Origin of the sequence: Pseudooceanicola nitratireducens, assembly GCF_900109195.1 — a bacterium.
GTDB classification, from domain to species: Bacteria; Pseudomonadota; Alphaproteobacteria; order Rhodobacterales; family Rhodobacteraceae; genus Pseudooceanicola; species Pseudooceanicola nitratireducens.
Genome location: NZ_FNZG01000008.1, coordinates 1 through 17,536, shown reverse-complemented (window position 1 = coordinate 17,536; position 17,536 = coordinate 1). Strand labels below are relative to the sequence as shown.

Genomic DNA, 17,536 nt, shown 5'->3' with positions numbered 1-17,536 from the left:
CAAAAGCAAGACAGGGAACACATCATGTCCGATATCCAATCTCCGCTTCCCGGCACCTTCTATCACCAGGCTTCCCCGGAAGAACCGCCGTTCAAATCCGAGGGCGACGACGTCGCGGTGGGTGATGTGATCGGCCTGATCGAGGTGATGAAGACCTTCATCCAGGTCACGGCAGAAACCTCGGGCGTGTTCGTGGCCTACAAGGTCGACAATGCGTCCCCCGTCACCGCCGGTGACGTCGTGGCGGAGCTGAAATAAGCCATGGCCATCCAGCGACTATTCATTGCGAACCGGGGCGAAATCGCCGTCAGAATCGTTCGGGCGGCACAGGCGCTTGGCATCCATGCGATCCAGGCCCATTCCGAGGCCGATACCGATATGCTGGCGGTCAAGCTGGCGGACGAAGCCGTCTGCATCGGGCCGGCCCCGTCGAAAGACAGCTATCTGAAGATCGATGCGATCCTGAAGGCCGCCAAGGACACCGGTGCCGATGCAATCCACCCTGGCTATGGCTTCCTGTCGGAAAGCCCCGCCTTTGCCCGCGCCGTCGAAGCGGCCGGTCTGATCTTCGTCGGCCCCTCGGCCGATACGATTGAACGGATGGGCGACAAGGTTGCCGCCCGCCAGGCTGCCGAGGCCGCCGGTGTTCCGGTCGTGCCCGGCTCGGACGGGCGCGTCGAAGATGTCGCCAGCGCCGTCGCCGTGGCCGAGAGGATCGGCTTTCCGGTGATGATCAAGGCCGCCGCAGGCGGCGGTGGCCGGGGCATCCGCGTCGCCAAGACGGTGGAAGAGTTGAAGACCCTGGCCCCCCAGGCGAAATCCGAGGCCGAGGCGGCCTTTGGCGACGGCGGGCTTTATGTTGAACGCGCAATCCTCTCGCCGCGCCATATCGAGGTTCAGATTCTCGGCGACGGTGAAAACGCGGTGCATTGCTACGAACGCGAATGTTCGCTGCAGCGCCGCCGCCAGAAAGTCTGGGAAGAGGCCGGTGCGGCCTGCCTGGATGACGAAACCCGCGAAGCGCTTTGCGCCTCGGCGGTGGCTTTGGCCAAGGCGGTGAACTACCGCGGCGCGGGGACGCTGGAGTATCTGTATGACGAGGCCGCGAACCAGTTCTTCTTTATCGAGATGAACACCCGCATCCAGGTCGAACATCCCGTCACTGAAATGCTGACCGGCGTGGATCTGGTGGCCGAGATGATCCAGGTCTGCGGCGGTGCGAAACTGTCAATGACCCAGGATCAGATCACCCGGACGGGCCATGCCATCGAAGTGCGGCTTTGCGCCGAAGATCCCTTCATGAACTTCATGCCCTGGCCCGGTCAGGTGAAGACCCTGAAGGAACCCACGGGCGAGGGCGTGCGCTTTGATCACTTCCTGTCCGAAGGCTACCAGATCCCGCCCTTCTACGATTCCCTTCTGGGCAAGGTCATCGTGCATGCCGAAACGCGCGACGCCGCAATCGACAAGCTGGTCACCGCGCTGACCGAGATGGAGATCGAAGGCACCAAGACCACTGCGCCGCTGCATTTGGCGCTGGCCGCCGATCCGGCCGTGCGCGCGGGCGACTTCCATACCCAGTGGCTCGAACCCTGGCTCGAGGCCGGGAACCTCACCGCGAAAGGAGATGCCGCATGAAAACGCGCTACACCTACGGGGGCGATGAACATGTCTACGTCGAGGTCGACGATGAAATGTCGCTGGATGCCTTCTTCATCGGCCTCTCGCTGTCCCGCCTGGTCCGCGAGGCCAACATCCCCGGCGTGACCGAAATCTGCCCGGCCAATGCCTCGTTCGAGGTGCGTTTTGACCCCGATGTCATCGCCCCCGACGAGATGATGGCCCGCATCAAGGAGCTTGAGGGCGAAGCCCAGGCCCAGGAAAAACGTCTGGATACGCGGATCATCGAAATCCCGGTGTTCTACGAAGATCCCTGGACCCACGAGACGCTGATGCGGTTCCGCGAACGTCACCAGGATCCGTCCGGCACCGATCTGGACTATGCCGCGCGCATCAATGGCTATGACTCGGTCGCAGCCTTTATCGAGGCGCATCATTCCCAGCCCTGGTTCGTCTCCATGGTCGGCTTCGTCTCCGGTCTGCCCTTCCTGTATCAGCTGGTCGAACGCGAAAAGCAGCTGGAGGTGCCCAAGTATCTGCGCCCCCGGACCGATACGCCGAAACTGACCGTGGGCTATGGTGGCTGTTTTTCGTGCATCTATTCGGTGCGCGGTGCGGGCGGCTATCAGATGTTCGGCATCACCCCGATGCCGATCTTCGATCCCGAACAGAAGATCAGCTATCTCAAGGATTTCATGGTCTTCTTCCGCCCCGGCGATATCGTCAAATGGAAGCCGATCGACCGCGCAGAATACGACGCGATCACCAAACAGGTCGAAGAGGGCACCTATGCCCCGAAAATCGCCGAGGTCGAATTCGATCTGGATGCCTTCAACAAGGACATGACCGGCTTCAACGCCAAGCTGATGGAGGCCCTCAATGACGCTTGAGATTGTCAAACCCGGACTGGCAACCACTGTTCAGGACCTTGGCCGCCCGGGCTATTTCCACCTTGGCATTCCCGAAGGCGGGGCGATGGATCGCCTGGCACTGACGGCGGCCAACATGCTGGTCGGCAATGACGACGGTGCCGCCTGTCTGGAAGCGGTCTTCATGGGCCCCGAGATCAGGTTCGGTGCGGATATGTCCGTGGCCGTCACCGGGGCCGAGCTTCCGGTGATGCTGGATGGCGAACCCCGCGAGACCTGGACCAGCTTCAATGTGAAGGCGGGGCAGGTGCTGTCCTTCGGCTTTCTCAAGGAAGGCGCGCGGATCTACATCGCGGTGTCGGGCGGCATCGACACGCCGCTGGCGCTTGGGTCACGCTCGACCTATGCGATCGGTGCGCTTGGCGGGTTCGAAGGCCGCCCCATTGCTGCCGGTGACGTGATCCCGGTCGGCACCGCCGATCCCGTGGCCGCCAGCCGCAGCGTACCGCAAGACCTGCGCCGCCGTCCGGGCAAGCCCGCGACCCTGCGCGTTCTGCCGGGCCTGTACTGGCACCGTCTGACCGAGAAAAGCCAGCAAGCCTTCTTTGACGATGCCTGGACCGTCGCACCCGAAGCCGACCGCATGGGCTATCGCTTCCGCGGTGGCCAGCCGATGGAATTCGTCGACCGTCCCCAACCCTTCGGGGCCGGGTCGGATCCGTCGAATATCGTCGACGGCTGCTATTCCTACGGTTCGATCCAGGTGCCCGGCGGGCTGGAGCCCATCGTGCTGCACCGGGATGCGGTGTCGGGCGGGGGCTACTTCACCCTTGGTGCAGTGATTTCCGCAGACATGGACCTGATCGGACAGCTTCAGCCGAATGCCCCGGTCACATTCGCGCGCGTCGACATGGATCAGGCGCTCGCTGCTCGCAAGGCCCGAAAAGAGGTCATCGAGCAAATCCGCCAGGCGCTGACCTAAGCGCCTGGCCCCCCCGGAGCCCTGCTCCACCCAAAACCAAGTCCGGCGACCCGATCGCCCTTACCTGATTTGCCAACAAGGAGTCAGATCAATGAAACTCGTCCTGAACACAGCCTCTGCGCTGCTGGTGTCGGTGGCCCTTCCGGGCGCGGCCCTGGCCCAAGACGCCTGGTTCCCCTATCCCGCGGAAGAGGTCACCCCGGCCTTCTCGACCGACGGATCGGTTGCCGAAGTGACCTATGAACCGCTGGCGGCGGCTGAAAAGCCCTGGAACATCTGCGTGTCCTTCCCGCACATGAAAGATGCCTACTGGCTGGGCGTCGACTATGGCGTCGTTGCCGAAGCCGAACGTCTGGGCGTCAACCTGAACGTGGTCGAGGCCGGTGGCTACACCGAGCTGAACACCCAGATCAGCCAGATCGAGGACTGCGTGGCCAGCGGTGCCGACGCGGTGATCGTCGGCGCGATTTCCTATGACGGTCTGAACAACGTCATCGGCGAAGTTGCGGGCCAGGGTATCCCGGTCATCGACGTCATCAACGGCGTGTCCTCGTCCGAGATCGCGGCCAAGTCGCTGGTGTCCTTCCACACCATGGGCTTCGAGACCGGCAAGTACCTGGCCGAAAAGCACCCCGCAGGCTCTGACCCGGTCACTGTGGGCTGGTTCCCCGGACCGGCAGGTGCCGGCTGGGTCGAAGCGGCCAACACCGGGTTCCTGGCAGCCGTCGAAGGGTCGGCCGTGACCGTGCTGGAACCGCGCTATGGTGACACCGGCAAGGAAGCACAGCTGAAACTGGTCGAGGACGTTCTGCAGGCCAACCCCGAGATCAAGTACATCGCGGGCACCGCCGTGACCGCCGAAGCGGCCCAGGGCGTCATCCGCGAACGCGGCCTGAAGGGCGAGGTCGACATCCTGGCCTTCTACATGACCCCGGGCGTCTACACCGGCATCCAGCGTGGCTTCATCACCGGTGCCCCGGCGGATTCCATGGTCATCCAGGGCCGGATCGCCGTCGATCAGGCGGTCCGCGTCCTTGAGGGCAAGGAGTACTTCAAGCACGTCGGTCCGAAGATCTTCGTTGTCGACCAGGACAACGTGAAGGACGTCGCGCGCGAGAACATCCTCCCGCCCGAGGGCTTCTCTCCGGTCTTCAGCGTCAAGAAGTAACGCCGGACTGGCAGGCCGGGGTCTTCTCCCGCCCCCGGCCTGCACAATGCTTCGCACATCGCAAGGAAAACCCATGTCCAAATTGATCGAGACACGCGGCCTGACCAAGCAATATCCCGGCGTCCTGGCGCTGGACCACGTGGATTTCGATCTGGAACCGGGCGAGGTGCACGTGCTGTTCGGTGAGAACGGTGCCGGAAAATCCACCCTGATCTCGATGCTCGCCGGGGCCAATACGCCAAGCGAAGGCACCATTCACCTGGATGGGGAAAAAGTTGCTTTTGATAGCGTCGGCCAGGCCCAGGCCAAGGGCATCTACACCGTCTTTCAGGAATTTTCGCTGATCCCGACGCTGACCGTCGCCCAGAACATCTTTCTTGGCTGGGAACTGCGGCGCGGTCCCTTCCTGGACCACCGGGCGATGCGCAAACGCGCGCGCGGGATGCTGGAAGAACTGGGCTTTGACATCGACCCCTCGGCCATCGTCGCGCATCTGTCGCGCGCCCAGCAGCAGATGGTGGAAATCACCAAGGCCTTTCACGGCGACCTCAAGGTTCTGATCCTGGATGAGCCGACCGCTTCCCTGACCGACCGCGAGGTCGATCACCTGTTCGATTTTGTCGCCAGCCTGAAGGCCCGTGGCGTCGGCATCGTCTATATTTCGCACCGCATCCAGGAATTCGCCCGGATCGCCGAACGCGTGACGGTGCTGCGCGACGGCGCGGTGATCGGCACGGTCGCCATGAGTGACACCAATGACGACGCCCTGATCGAGATGATGACCGGCCGGTCCTTCGATCAGATCTATCCCGCCATTGCCCGCACCGAGGGCGAGGAAATCCTGAAGGTCAGCGGGCTGACCGCCCCGGGCATCAAGGCCGCCAGTTTCAACGTTCGCCGGGGCGAGGTTCTGGGCGTGGCCGGTCTTGTCGGGTCTGGCAAATCTCGGCTGTTCCGTGCCGTCATGGGGCTGACCCCCGTGCTATCCGGCACGGTCAGCTTCCAGGGCACGGACATCACCGGATCCGCCACGCGCGACATCATCATGGGCGGCATGTATTACCTGTCGCCCGATCGCAAGGCCGAGGGGCTGGACCTGGCCAAGACCGCACGGGACAACCTGTCTGTTAACATCGTCGCCGGGGCGCGGAATACCGGCGGCAGCCCCTTCATCCGCTGGCGGGGCGTGAACACCCGCACCGACGAGATCTCGGACCACGTCGAGCTGCATCCCGGCTATCGCAACAAGCCCGTGTCGCAGCTGTCGGGCGGCAATCAGCAGAAGGTGCTGTTCGGCAAATGCTTCGGGCAAGAGGCCGACCTGATCATTTTCGACGAACCCACGGTTGGCGTCGACATGGGCACCCGCGCCGCGCTCTACCTGCTGATCAAACAGCTGGCCGAAGCCGGTAAGGCGATTGTCGTGATCTCGTCCGATCTGCCCGAAGCGATGAACATCTCGCACCGCCTCCTTGTCCTTGCCCATGGCCGCATCTCGGCCGAACTGAGCGGGGACGACATGACCGAGGATCAGGTCCTCAAATACTTCTTCGACGAAACCGGAGCCACACAATGACCAGCGCCGCTGCAACTTCCTCATTCCCCGGCCTGATCCGGAAGATCTTTGTCCGGGTCGGGGTCCTGCCCTTCTTCCTGCTGGGGGCCCTGGTGGTCTTCACCCTGCTGTCGCCCAAGTTCCTGACCGGGCAGAACCTGGTCAACGTGATGCGCCAGTCGGTCTATCTGGTGCTGGTCTCGCTGGGCCAGATGCTGGTGCTGATCTCGGGCGGGTTCGACCTGTCGGTCGGCACAGCGATCGCCCTGACATCCGTCGTCAGTGCCACGGCCATGGTTTTCCTGGCCGGGATTTTTCCCGATGCGATCTGGCTGGTCATCCTTCTGGGGGCCTTCGCCGGCTTTGCCGCTGCGGCCTGCGTCGGTCTGCTGAACGGCATCGGCGTCGCCTATTTCGACGTCTCGCCCTTCATCATGACGCTGGGTGTCTCGTCCCTGGCCGGCGGTGCCGCGCTGTTCCTGACCGGCGGCGTGCCGGTTTCGGGACTGCCCTTCGCCTTTGCCGATATCTTCGGCTTCGGGCGTCTATGGGGCGTGCCGGTGCCGGTGATCGTCGCGGTGATCTGCATCGCTGCCATGTGGATCTTCATGTCCCGCACGGCGCTTGGCACGCAGGTCTATGCGGTGGGGGGCAATATCAAGGCCGCGCATCTGTCGGCGATCAACACCAAGCGGACGCTGATGATGGCCTATGTGATCTGCGCGCTCATCGCATCGCTGACCGGGCTGCTTCTGACCGCCCGGGTCGAAAGCGGAGAGGCCAACCTGGGCGGCACCATCGCACTGGAATCCATCGCGGCCTGTGTCATCGCCGGTGTGTCGCTGCGCGGCGGCATCGGCCGGGTCGAGAACGTGGTGCTGGGCGGCTTCTTCATCGTGCTGGTGCAGAACGGCATGAACCTGGCCCAGATCTCCTCTTACATGCAGATGGTCCTGCTGGGCGCGCTTCTGATCCTGGCCGTGATCTTCGACCAGCTGCGCTATCGCATGATCATGAGCGGAAGCTGACACGCGCCGGGGCGCGACGCGGTCAACCGGCCGCGCCCCGGTTCCGATCTGCCCCCGGCTGAAACAGGGCCAAACAGGGCTCAATCAGGGAAAGACCCCGCGTGATGAAGATGGACAGAAACAGGCTGACACCACAGACGCCCGCGGCCGGTGCCCTCCGCCCGGCGCAGCTGGACCTGACTGGCCTGGGTCTTCGCATCGACGCCAAGGCCATCCTTCAGGATGTCGATGTTTCGCTTGAATTCACCCGGCTGGGAGTCCTGGGGCGCAACGGCTCGGGCAAGTCGACGCTGGCGCGGATCATCGCCGGGCTGGTCGAGCCAAGCGAAGGCACCGCCCGCCTGAACGGCATCGACATGGCCCGCGATCGCCGCGCCGCCCTGCAAGAGGTCGGGATCCTGTTCCAGAACCCCGATCACCAGATCATCTTTCCGACCGTGCTGGAAGAAATCGCATTTGGCCTGACACAGCAGGGCCATGGCAAACACTGGGCCGAGGATCTGGCCCGCAAGACGCTGCAACGGTTCGGAAAACCCCATTGGGCCGAAGCCCCGGTCGCGACCCTGTCCCATGGGCAGAAACACCTGGTCTGCCTGATGGCGGTGGTGGCCATGCGGCCGCGCGTCATCGTTCTGGACGAACCTTTCGCAGGCCTGGATATTCCGACGCGGATGCAGCTGCGCCGCGCCCTGCGCCTGCATCCCGGCGCGATCATCCATATTTCGCACGACCCAGAGGATATCGCGGATTGCGATCAGTGCCTCTGGCTGGACGAGGCGCGGGTGATCCGCGCCGGTGACGGCCCAGAGGTCACACGTGCCTATCTGGATGCCATGGCGGAAAAGGGGGCGGGCGATGATCTCTCTGACCTCGCCGGTTAGAACCCGGGCCCATGACTGGCCTGCCGCGGCCAAACTGGGGGCATTGCTGATCGCCACGCTGGCGCTGGCGGCAACGCAATCCCCCGCCGTGCTGGCGTTGGCCTTTGCGGGCATGGCCGCGCTTTATGCCCTGCCGGGTCGGGTCTTCCTGTCCCATGGGGCGCGGCGGATCAGGGGACTTGCGCCCTTTGTCGCGGTGGTTCTGGTCTGGCACCTGGTCACCGGCGATCCGGCCACAGGGCTGGGCATCGCGCTGCGCATGATCACCGCCGTGGGGCTGGCCAACCTTGTCACAATGACCACCCGGCTGAGCGACATAATGCAGGTTATCCGCCGGGGCGGAGCGCCGCTGGCCCGGCTTGGCCTGAACCTGCGCGCGCTTGAAATCGGGATCGCCCTGGTGATCCGCATGGTGCCCGTGCTGTCGGACAAGGGGGCGCAGCTGACGCAAAGCTGGTCGGCGCGGTCCGCCCGCAAACCGCGCTGGCGCATCGTGCTGCCCCTGACGCTTGCCACGCTCGACGATGCCGACCACGTGGCCGAGGCGCTGCGCGCCCGGGGCGGTATCGCCACGCCCATACCCCGAACCTCCTCCAGCCGCTCACTCTGACGAAAGGAACAGCCAATGGAAAAGTCACTGACCCACGTTGCGCTCTTTGCAGCAATCATCGCCGTCCTGGGCCTTCTACCCAAACTTCAGCTGGGCTTTGGCGTGCCGATCACGGCGCAAAGCCTGGGTGTCATGCTGGCCGGTTGTGTGCTGGGGGCGAAACGCGGCGCGCTTGCGGTTCTGCTGTTCCTGCTGATCGTGGCCCTTGGCCTGCCGCTTCTGGCCGGAGGCCGCGGCGGGCTGGGCGTCTTTGTCGGGCCGACGGCCGGCTTCCTCTGGGGCTGGGTCGCCGCCGCCTTTGTGACCGGCTGGATCATGGAGCGCGGGGCGAAGGCCCCGGTGCTGCCCATGGCGGCGGTGGCCTCGGTCCTGGGCGGAATTGTCGTCCTTTATGCCTGCGGGATCCTGGGCATGTCGCTGGTGCTGAAGAAATCCCTGGTGGAATCGACCCTGCTGATGGCCGCCTTCATCCCCGGTGACCTTCTGAAAGCCGCGATCGCCGCCATGCTGACCGCATCCCTGGCGCGGGCCCGCCCCGGCAGCCTGATGTCGCGCCGCGTTGCGACGGGTCAATAAATCATGGCGTTTGCAGCGATGGACAGCGCGATGATCCATGCCTCCTCACTCCAGGAGGCGCTGGACCACCAGGCCTCGGGTGCGGTGCTTTTCGCCGGGGGCACCTGGGCGATGCGCGGCCCGATGGACCGGCCTTTTGTCACGCTCTCGGGCATTCCTGGCCTGGACCTGATCGAAGGTCAGGGCGGACAGCTGATCCTGGGCGCCCTGGTCACACACGAAGCGCTGGCCCGCGCGCTGTCGACCGATCCGGGCCGCGCCGCCTTGGCCCTTGCGGCGGGGAAATCCGCCACGCCTGCGGTGCGCCGGATGGCGACCCTGGGCGGCAATATTTGCACGGCGGACTTTGCCTCGCCCGATCTGGTGCCAGCGCTTCTGGTGCTGGGGGCCTGCGTCACCATCGTCACGGCGCAAGGGGTGGAAGACTTGCCGCTGGCCGATTACCTTGCCACCCCGCCCGGCCCGCATGTGCTGACGCATGTCAAGCTGCCTGCCGTCACGGGCCGGTCGACCCATGTCCGGCTGATGCAGCGCCAGGCCGGGGAATATCCCCTGGCTGCTCTTTCAATGGCGCTGAAGGCCGATCCGGACGGCACGATCCGCGATCTGCGGATCGCCGTCGGCGCGGTCGAGGCCCGGCCCCGCCGCTGGCCCGCGCTTGAAGCGGCACTGATCGGATGCACCCCTGACCCCGCCGCCCTGCGCGGCATCGCCCGCGACCTTTCGGATTTCATCGGGCGCGACGCGGTCGATGCCCCCGGCTGGTATCGCACCCGCGTCCTGCCGGGCCTTGTCGCCCGCGCCTTCGCCACACTGACCGCCCCGGAGGGCCGCTGACATGACCATATCCCTGACGATCAACGGCGACCCGCTGGAGTATTCCGGCGATCCGCGCCGTACGCTTCTGTCAGTCCTGCGCAACGATCTGCGCCTGACCGGGGCCAAGGAGGTCTGTGGCGAAGGCTTCTGCGGGGCCTGCACCGTGCATGTGGACGGCGCGCCCAAGGTCGCCTGCCTGATCCCCATGGGCACCCTGTCCGGGCGGAGTATCACCACCATCGAAGGGTTGGGCGCGCCGGATATGCTGAACGCCGTTCAGCAGGCCTTTGTCGATCATGACGTCGTGCAATGCGGCATGTGCTTTCCCGGCATGGTCCTGTCGATGAGCCATTTTCTGGCCGAGACCCCGCATCCCACACGCGATGAGATCAAGCGCGCCATGACCGGCAACCTCTGCCGTTGTACCGGCTACGAACGTATCGTCGATGCGCTGGCCAGCATCGCCCCCGCACAGGAGGCTCTGTCATGAGCACCCAGGCCACCACCCCCGACAGGCTGACCAAGGCCGTGATGAACCTGCCGCGCCGCGACGCGCGCGACAAGCTGCAGGGGCGCACCCGCTATACCGTCGACGACACCGACGCGGGCCTGCTGCACGCCGCCTTCCGCCGGGCCGAGATCGCCAGCGGCCGCATCCTGCGCATCGACACCATTGCCGCCCGCGCCATGCCCGGGGTCAAGGCCATCGCCACGGCCGAAGACGCGCCGGGTCTGCATGGCATCGGGATTGCCGACCATCCCCTGTTTGCGGATGAGGTCGTTCGCTATCATGGCGAACCGCTGGCCGTGGTGGCCGCGACCACGCTGGATCAAGCCCGTGCTGCCGCCGCCGCCATCGAGGTCGAGATCGAACCGCTGCCCGCCTGCCTGACAATGGAACAGTCACTGGCCGCGGATGCCCCTTTGATCCACCCGGACTGGCAAAGCTACGAAATCCTCAAGGACGGCGCCGCCCGCGGTGGTAACGTCGCCTGGGAGGCGACAGTGGTGCGCGGCGATACCGATGCCGCCTTCGCCCGCGATGATGTCACCATCGTCGAAGGCACCTATCAGGTCGGACGGCAAAGCCACGTCCCGTTCGAACCGCGCGCCGTTGTCGCGGATTACGAAGACGGGCGCTTTCACATCCGTACCTCGACCCAGGTGCCCTGGACCGTCCGCCATGTCACCGCCAAGGTTCTGGGCGTGGCCGAATCCCGCGTGCGCGTCACCGTGCCGGCCGTTGGCGGGGGCTTCGGGCTGAAGTTCGACTGTTCGCTGGAACCCTTCGCCGCGATCCTGGCGCGCAAGACCGGGCGGCGCGTGTCGCTGGTCAATTCGCGGCGCGAAGAACAGATGACCTGCCTGTCGCGCGAAAACGCCGACATCCTGATCCGCTCTGCCGTGACCGCCGATGGCCGCATCCTGGGACGCGAGGCGACGGTGCTGATGGATTGCGGGGCCTATGGCGGTGAACAGGTTTTCCTGACCACCATGACCGCCCACACCCTGGGCGGGAACTACCGGCTGGAATCCGTGCGCCTCAGCAGCCGGGCGGTCTATACGAACACGCCGCCGAACGGGGCCTTCCGCGCCTGCAACGGCGTCTACAATACCTTCGCGCTGGAACGGCACACCGACGAAATCTGCGCCGCCATCGGCATGGACCCGATGGAGTTCCGCCGCCGCAACGTCGTGGGCGATGGCGATCTGGGGGCGACCGGCCAGGTCTTTGAAGGCGATGTGCTGCGCCCCATGCTCGACCTCGCGCTGACGAAGCACGGCCCGCACGATGGCCGCACCCATACCGACGACGGCCGGCTTTATGGCCGCGCGACAACCGTTGGCACCTGGTTCATCTTTGTCGGGCCATCCGCGGCCACCGTGAACCTGAACGCCGACGGCAGCGCCACGCTTGTCACCTCGGGGGTCGAGATCGGGTCAGGCACTATGGTTCAATCCCTGCCGCAGATCGTGGCGGCGAACCTTGGCCTGCATCCCGACGATGTGATCGTGAAGACCGCCGACACCGATGCCTCTGGCCGGGATCTGGGCGTCGGCGGCGGCCGCACCACCGTGTCCATCGGCGCAGCGAGCGAGGCTGCCTGCGAGGAGGTAAGGCAGAAGCTGCTGCGCGTCGCCGCGCAGATGCTTCAGACGTCTGAGGAGCAGCTGGTTCTGAAGGACGGGCGGGTCGAGATCGTCGGGCGTCCCGGCTCTGGCACCTCGATCCAGACGGTCATTGCCCAGGCCGAAGCCGATATCGGCCCGATCTCGGGCAGCGGGGCCTTCACCGCGCCGGGCATTCCTGCCATGCCGGGCTGTGCGGCGGGCCATTTCATCGACGCCATCGATATTCCGGTCTTTGCCGTGCACGATTGCGAACTGGCTGTCGATCCCGACACCGGCGCGGTCGAGATCCTGTCCTACCGCGTGGTCCAGGATGTCGGCCGCGCGCTGAACCCCCGCGCAGTGCACAGCCAGATCCAGGGCGGCGTGACCCAGGGCATCGGCTATGCCCTGCACGAGGACATCACGATCAACGCCCAGGGTGCCTTCGATCAGGCCGGGTTCTCGGACTACCGGATCCCGACCGCGCTGGACACGCTGCCGATCGACTTTCACCTGTACGAAGGTGCGCCCTCTTGCGGGCCGCTTGGCACCAAGGGGGCCGGAGAGGTGCCGATCCTGAACGTCGGGGCGACCATCGCCTGCGCCTTGGCGCGCGCCACCGGGCAGGCCGCGAACCAGCTTCCGCTGACCGCGCCCCGGGTGATGGCACTGATGGACGGCGCGGGACCGGACCTGAGGTTTCCGCATATCTCGCGCCGCTGGTCCGACAACACGATCGCCTTCCGCGACTGACCGCATGAAAAGCGCCGCCCCCTTGGGCCGGGGCGGCGCTTTTCTTTGTATGTATATCGTGGGGGCCGGTTACTCGGCCGGGACGCCCAGGGCCCCGTCGACCTTTTCGCTGTCGGTCACGCCTATGGCCTTCCGCGCGGCCTCTTCCCGGACGGGGCCGTAGCCGCGGATTTCATCCGCGGCGGCCAGCCGGGTGATCCAGGTGTCTTCGGATTCTGGCGTGCCCTCGGCCATGGCCTGATCCAGCAGGGCGTCGTACCAGCGCAGGATGTCGCGATGCAGCCGCGCCTCACCGCTATAGCCGAAGGGATCGGCCCAGGTGCCGCGCAACCCCTTCATCCGGGCCAGCACCGTCAGCACCGGCGTCATCCAGCCACCAAAGCTGCGCTTTTTCGGGCGGCCGCGCCCGTCCTGGCCAAGCGGCAGAAGCGGCGGGGCCATGTGGTAGCTGATCGTGTAGTCGCCCTCGAAAGTCTGGGCGATCTCGTCCCGGAAGTGGTCCGAGGTCATCAGCCGCGCGACTTCATATTCATCCTTGGGCGACAGGAACCGGAAGAGGTTCCGCGCCACGCTGCGCATCAGCGCCTCCGAGGCGAAGGGCAGGGCACTGCGAAGCTGATCCAGCCGCGCGCAATAGCGGGCCGCAAGGTCCGACCCCTGGTAGTCGGTCAGATGCGCCGCGCGCCGGTCGATCATCTGGTCCAGCGTTTCCTCGGCCGGGGCCGCATCGGGCAGGGTCAGCCTTTCGGGCGCGGCATGCAGGCAGCGGCCCAGGGCAAAGGCGGTGCGGTTCGCCTCGATGCTCACGCCGTTCAGCTCGATCGCGCGCTCCATCGCGTCAAGGGTCACGGGCACCAGCCCCGCCTGCCAGGCCTGACCCAGCAGGATCACATTGGCAAAGACCGCATCGCCCAGAAGCGTTTCCGCCAGGGCATTGGCATCGCTGGCCATCAGGTTCTCGGCCCCGATGGTGCCCGCGATCAGTTTTTCGCGCCGGGCGACCGACAGGCTGGCGTCGCGGTTCAGCACGATGTCCCCGGTCGGCATCTCGGCCCGGTTCAGCACCATGCGCGTGCCGGGGCGGTAATGCATCGACGCCTTGGGGGATGAACTGACCACGATATCGCAGCCGATCACCGCATCCGCCGCCCGCGTGCCGATCCGCACCTGGTTCAGCGCCTGGGGCGAGGCCCCGAGGCGGATGTAGCTTAGCACCGTGCCGAACTTCTGCGCAAAGCCGGTGAAATCCAGCACGCTTGCGCCCTTGCCTTCCAGATGCGCGGCCATGGTGATCAGCGCGCCCACGGTGACAACCCCGGTGCCACCGACCCCGGCCACAAGCAGCTCAAACGGTTGCGCCAGGTCGGCGGGGGCGGGCAGGGGCAGCCCGTCTTCCAACGTGGCGCGGTCGACCGTGGCGCGGCCCTTGCGCCGGGTTGCGCCGTGAACCGTCACGAAGCTGGGGCAGAAGCCGTTCACACAGGAAAAATCCTTGTTGCAGGACGACTGGTTGATCCGGCGCTTGCGTCCTAGCGGGGTTTCCCTTGGCTCCACGCTCAGGCAATTGCTTTCGACGGAACAATCGCCGCAGCCCTCACAGACCAGATCGTTGATCATGGCAAAGCGTGCCGGGTCGGGCAGGGTGCCGCGCTTGCGCCGACGCCGCTTTTCCGTGGCGCAGGTCTGTTCGTAGATCAGGACCGAGACACCCTTAACCTCGCGCAGTTCACGCTGGACGGCATCCAGATCGGCGCGGTCATGGAAGGTCGTGCCCGTGGGGAAATCCGCCGCCGCGAATTTGGCAATGTCGTCCGAGACCAGGGCGATCCGGGTCACGCCCTCGGCCCGGGTGGTCTGGGCAATACCCTGCACGCTGACCGGACCGTCGACGGGCTGCCCGCCGGTCATCGCCACCGCGTCATTATAGAGGATCTTGTAGGTGATGTTCGCCCCGGCCGCGACCGCCTGCCGGATGGCCAGCGACCCCGAGTGATACCAGGTGCCTTCGCCCAGGTTCTGAAAGATGTGCTTGCCGCCGTTGAACCGCGACGCCACCGCATGCGGCACCCCTTCGCCGCCCATCTGCGCATAGCCCACGGTGTCGCGGTTCATCCAGCTGGCCATGACGTGACAGCCGATGCCGCTGGCCGCGGTCGAGCCCTCGGGCACCTTGGTCGAGGTATTGTGCGGGCAGCCGGAACAGAAATAGGGCGTGCGCACTGCACCGGGCACGGACAGCACCGGGGCGGGGGTTTCGGTCAGGGCGCGGGCCTTTGCGGGCAGGCCTTCTTCGGGGAAGTAGCGATCCAGCCGTTCGGCGACGACGGGCACCAGCATCAGGGGCGAAAGCTCTCCGGTCCAGGGGATCAGCGGATTGCCCTGGCTGTCGTATTTCCCGACCATGCGATGCGGTTTGTCGCCCGGCCAGTCATAGAAGTATTCCTTGAACTGGCTTTCGATGATGCCGCGCTTTTCCTCGACCACCAGCACCTCTTCCTTGCCGCGCACAAAGTTCAGCGCGTCGCGCCGCGCCAGCGGCCAGACCATGCCGACCTTGTAGATGTCGATGCCCAGACGGCGGCATGCGCTTTCGTCCAGACCCAGAAGCCGCAGCGCCTCGAGCAGGTCCAGATGCGCCTTGCCGGTGGTGACAAAGCCGAATGTCGCGTCGGGAAGGTCCAGCACCGCATGGTCGATCGGGTTCGCCTCGACAAAGGCGCGCACGGCGCGCAGCTTGTGCTGGATCCGCGTTTCGATCTCGACGCTTGGCAGATCCGAGGGGCGGACATGCAGCCCGCCGGGGGTAAAGGCGATGTCGGGCAGGACAAAGTCGCGATTCTCGGGCAGGGGGACCGAGGCCCCGGATTCCACCGTCTCGGAAATCGCCTTGAAGCCGACCCAGGTGCCGGAATAGCGCGAAAGCGCGATGCCATAGGCCCCGTAGTCCAGGTATTCCGCAATGCTCGCCGGGTTCAGCGTCGGCATGAACCACGACATGAAGGCCACGTCGGACTGATGCGGCATGGAGGAGCTGACACAGCCGTGGTCATCGCCCGCCACCACCAGCACGCCGCCCTTGGGGGACGATCCATAGGCATTGCCGTGTTTCAGCGCGTCGCCCGACCGGTCCACGCCGGGCCCCTTGCCGTACCACATGGAAAACACGCCCTCGACCTCGCAGTCGGGATCCAGCACGGCCTGCTGCGCGCCCAGAACGGCGGTGGCCCCAAGGTCTTCGTTCACCGCCGGCATGAAGCTGACCCGTTCCTCGTCCAGCATCGCCTTGGCGCGCCACATCTCAAGATCCAGCGCCCCAAGCGGCGACCCCCGGTAGCCCGAGACGAAGCCGGCGGTGTTCAGCCCCGCCCGTTTGTCCCGCCGCGCTTGGTCCAGCATCACCCGCACCAGTGCCTGCGTCCCGGTCAGAAACACCCGGCCAGAGGTCCGGGAATAGCGGTCGGCCAGGTGATAGCTGCGGTCCAGAGGCGTGGTGATGGTCATGGTGATCCTCCCTTTCGCGGGAGGATGGCCCGGATATCGTGGAATAGGTGGCCGAATTGTCGTGCCTTTGATGCGATGAGTGGATAGATTGTCCATGCAGAAGGTGAATAAGGAAAAGGCCAACCATGCAGCTGGACGATCGCGACCGGAAAATCCTGTCCTTGCTGCAAAAGGACAGCCGGATTTCCAATGCCGACCTGGCCGACGCCGTGGGCATGTCGGCCTCTGCCCTGTGGCGGAAGGTGCGGGCGCTGGAAGATGCGGGGGTGATCGACACCTACAGGATCCGCGTGAATCCCGAGGCCCTGGGACTGACCTTTCATGCGATCGTGCACGTAGAGCTGACGCGCCACGACCGTCAGGCGATCGAGGCCTTCATCCAGGCGGTGCGATCCGCGCCCGAGGTCCAGGACTGCTATGCCACCACCGGCCGGGCGGATTACCACCTGCGGATCCTCTGTGCCGATCTCGCCGCCTATAACCGATTCATGGATGACTTCCTGTTTCGTCTGCCGGCGGTCTCCTCGGCCCAGACCAATGTCGTGCTGAAGTCGATCAAGGCGGATCAGCCGATCTCGGTCTGAGAGAGACACTATATATATAGTACCCTGCACAGCACCGATTTCGCGCCCGATGCCGCGGGCGGCGGAATCGCCAGGGGCCGATTCACCCCCGAAGGGCGGAATCGGAAGAAATTTCACGAGTCGGGCAGATTCTTTTCGGGGGATTCCCCTGTGAATCGCCCCGAGTCGGCCGGGTGACTCGGGCGATTCCGGGGATTCTGGCGGCGATTCCGCCCGAATTTAACCAGGCCGTAACCACAGAGGCCCCGAAAACCACTGGCCGGGGCAGGGCGCGCAAAAGAACTTGCGAACCACCGCCGCCATAGAACCCCTTATTTATAAGGCTTCCTAGGAAAATCCGACGGCGGATGACAGTTTTTCGACAGGAAGTTCGTAAATTAGTCAAAAAAGCCCTTGCGGAGTTTGGCCCTCAACCGTAAATACCCCCTCACCGGCGGCGCTGAGGCGCTAACGGGACGCCAGACGGAACGACGGAGCG

Annotated in this window: 15 protein-coding genes; 14 read left to right on the top strand and 1 reads right to left on the bottom strand. The window is 65.2% G+C overall.

Going from position 1 to position 17,536, the window contains the following annotated elements; genetic code table 11:
• Positions 1-24 precede the first annotated feature (24 nt).
• The 13 genes from BMX99_RS18070 (at position 25) to BMX99_RS18010 (ending at position 12,973) form a co-directional block, all read left to right on the top strand.
• Positions 25-258 (top strand): acetyl-CoA carboxylase, encoded by a 234-nt coding sequence (locus BMX99_RS18070; protein ID WP_093454986.1) that lies wholly within the window; start codon positions 25-27, stop codon positions 256-258.
• A 3-nt stretch (positions 259-261) separates the two neighbouring features.
• The gene (locus tag BMX99_RS18065; RefSeq protein ID WP_093454985.1) at positions 262-1,638 is read left to right on the top strand and encodes an acetyl-CoA carboxylase biotin carboxylase subunit; all 1,377 of its coding nucleotides are present in this window, start codon (positions 262-264) and stop codon (positions 1,636-1,638) included.
• A complete protein-coding gene (locus BMX99_RS18060) occupies positions 1,635-2,510 on the top strand; it encodes a 5-oxoprolinase subunit B family protein (protein ID WP_093454984.1) in 876 nt (291 codons plus the stop codon). The genes BMX99_RS18065 and BMX99_RS18060 overlap by 4 nt, the downstream gene beginning before the upstream one ends.
• On the top strand, positions 2,500-3,471 hold the full coding sequence (locus BMX99_RS18055) for a 5-oxoprolinase subunit C family protein (RefSeq protein WP_093454983.1): 972 nt from the start codon (positions 2,500-2,502) through the stop codon (positions 3,469-3,471). Before BMX99_RS18060 ends, BMX99_RS18055 begins: the two co-directional genes overlap by 11 nt.
• A gap of 91 nt (positions 3,472-3,562) precedes the next feature.
• Entirely contained in the window at positions 3,563-4,639 is a 1,077-nt protein-coding gene (gene torT / locus BMX99_RS18050; protein WP_093454982.1) for a TMAO reductase system periplasmic protein TorT, read from the top strand.
• A 73-nt stretch (positions 4,640-4,712) separates the two neighbouring features.
• Complete coding sequence (locus BMX99_RS18045) at positions 4,713-6,215, top strand: sugar ABC transporter ATP-binding protein (protein ID WP_093454981.1); 1,503 nt, start codon at positions 4,713-4,715, stop codon at positions 6,213-6,215.
• Positions 6,212-7,222 (top strand): ABC transporter permease, encoded by a 1,011-nt coding sequence (locus BMX99_RS18040; RefSeq protein WP_093454980.1) that lies wholly within the window; start codon positions 6,212-6,214, stop codon positions 7,220-7,222. The genes BMX99_RS18045 and BMX99_RS18040 overlap by 4 nt, the downstream gene beginning before the upstream one ends.
• 104 nt (positions 7,223-7,326) lie before the next feature.
• Positions 7,327-8,103 (top strand): energy-coupling factor ABC transporter ATP-binding protein, encoded by a 777-nt coding sequence (locus BMX99_RS18035; RefSeq protein ID WP_244525684.1) that lies wholly within the window; start codon positions 7,327-7,329, stop codon positions 8,101-8,103.
• Positions 8,078-8,713, top strand: a complete 636-nt coding sequence (locus BMX99_RS18030) for an energy-coupling factor transporter transmembrane component T family protein (RefSeq protein ID WP_093454979.1) — start codon at positions 8,078-8,080, stop codon at positions 8,711-8,713. Before BMX99_RS18035 ends, BMX99_RS18030 begins: the two co-directional genes overlap by 26 nt.
• Before the next feature lie 15 nt (positions 8,714-8,728).
• Entirely contained in the window at positions 8,729-9,289 is a 561-nt protein-coding gene (locus BMX99_RS18025) for a biotin transporter BioY (RefSeq protein WP_093454978.1), read from the top strand.
• Positions 9,290-9,292: 3 nt separating this feature from the next.
• Positions 9,293-10,126: an FAD binding domain-containing protein gene (locus BMX99_RS18020; RefSeq protein ID WP_093454977.1), complete on the top strand. Its 834-nt coding sequence runs from the start codon at positions 9,293-9,295 to the stop codon at positions 10,124-10,126.
• Position 10,127: 1 nt separating this feature from the next.
• Positions 10,128-10,598 (top strand): (2Fe-2S)-binding protein, encoded by a 471-nt coding sequence (locus BMX99_RS18015; RefSeq protein ID WP_093454976.1) that lies wholly within the window; start codon positions 10,128-10,130, stop codon positions 10,596-10,598.
• Positions 10,595-12,973, top strand: a complete 2,379-nt coding sequence (locus BMX99_RS18010) for a xanthine dehydrogenase family protein molybdopterin-binding subunit (RefSeq protein WP_093454975.1) — start codon at positions 10,595-10,597, stop codon at positions 12,971-12,973. The genes BMX99_RS18015 and BMX99_RS18010 overlap by 4 nt, the downstream gene beginning before the upstream one ends.
• A gap of 69 nt (positions 12,974-13,042) precedes the next feature.
• On the opposite strand, the gene BMX99_RS18005 is transcribed toward BMX99_RS18010, so the two are convergent.
• A complete protein-coding gene (locus BMX99_RS18005; RefSeq protein ID WP_093454974.1) occupies positions 13,043-16,474 on the bottom strand; it encodes an indolepyruvate ferredoxin oxidoreductase family protein in 3,432 nt (1,143 codons plus the stop codon).
• A gap of 125 nt (positions 16,475-16,599) precedes the next feature.
• Between BMX99_RS18005 and BMX99_RS18000 the strand changes: the two genes are divergently transcribed.
• A complete protein-coding gene (locus BMX99_RS18000; RefSeq protein ID WP_093454973.1) occupies positions 16,600-17,058 on the top strand; it encodes an Lrp/AsnC family transcriptional regulator in 459 nt (152 codons plus the stop codon).
• Positions 17,059-17,536: the final 478 nt, after the last annotated feature.

Excerpts from the sequence above, each read along its gene's own strand:
- BMX99_RS18070 (WP_093454986.1), top strand. The coding sequence starts at position 25 with ATGTCCGATATCCAATCTCCGCTTCCCGGCACCTTCTATCACCAGGCT.
- BMX99_RS18065 (WP_093454985.1), top strand. The coding sequence starts at position 262 with ATGGCCATCCAGCGACTATTCATTGCGAACCGGGGCGAAATCGCCGTC.
- BMX99_RS18060 (WP_093454984.1), top strand. The coding sequence starts at position 1,635 with ATGAAAACGCGCTACACCTACGGGGGCGATGAACATGTCTACGTCGAG.
- BMX99_RS18055 (WP_093454983.1), top strand. The coding sequence starts at position 2,500 with ATGACGCTTGAGATTGTCAAACCCGGACTGGCAACCACTGTTCAGGAC.
- torT (WP_093454982.1), top strand. The coding sequence starts at position 3,563 with ATGAAACTCGTCCTGAACACAGCCTCTGCGCTGCTGGTGTCGGTGGCC.
- BMX99_RS18045 (WP_093454981.1), top strand. The coding sequence starts at position 4,713 with ATGTCCAAATTGATCGAGACACGCGGCCTGACCAAGCAATATCCCGGC.
- BMX99_RS18040 (WP_093454980.1), top strand. The coding sequence starts at position 6,212 with ATGACCAGCGCCGCTGCAACTTCCTCATTCCCCGGCCTGATCCGGAAG.
- BMX99_RS18035 (WP_244525684.1), top strand. The coding sequence starts at position 7,327 with ATGAAGATGGACAGAAACAGGCTGACACCACAGACGCCCGCGGCCGGT.
- BMX99_RS18030 (WP_093454979.1), top strand. The coding sequence starts at position 8,078 with ATGATCTCTCTGACCTCGCCGGTTAGAACCCGGGCCCATGACTGGCCT.
- BMX99_RS18025 (WP_093454978.1), top strand. The coding sequence starts at position 8,729 with ATGGAAAAGTCACTGACCCACGTTGCGCTCTTTGCAGCAATCATCGCC.
- BMX99_RS18020 (WP_093454977.1), top strand. The coding sequence starts at position 9,293 with ATGGCGTTTGCAGCGATGGACAGCGCGATGATCCATGCCTCCTCACTC.
- BMX99_RS18015 (WP_093454976.1), top strand. The coding sequence starts at position 10,128 with ATGACCATATCCCTGACGATCAACGGCGACCCGCTGGAGTATTCCGGC.
- BMX99_RS18010 (WP_093454975.1), top strand. The coding sequence starts at position 10,595 with ATGAGCACCCAGGCCACCACCCCCGACAGGCTGACCAAGGCCGTGATG.
- BMX99_RS18005 (WP_093454974.1), bottom strand. The coding sequence starts at position 16,474 with ATGACCATCACCACGCCTCTGGACCGCAGCTATCACCTGGCCGACCGC.
- BMX99_RS18000 (WP_093454973.1), top strand. The coding sequence starts at position 16,600 with ATGCAGCTGGACGATCGCGACCGGAAAATCCTGTCCTTGCTGCAAAAG.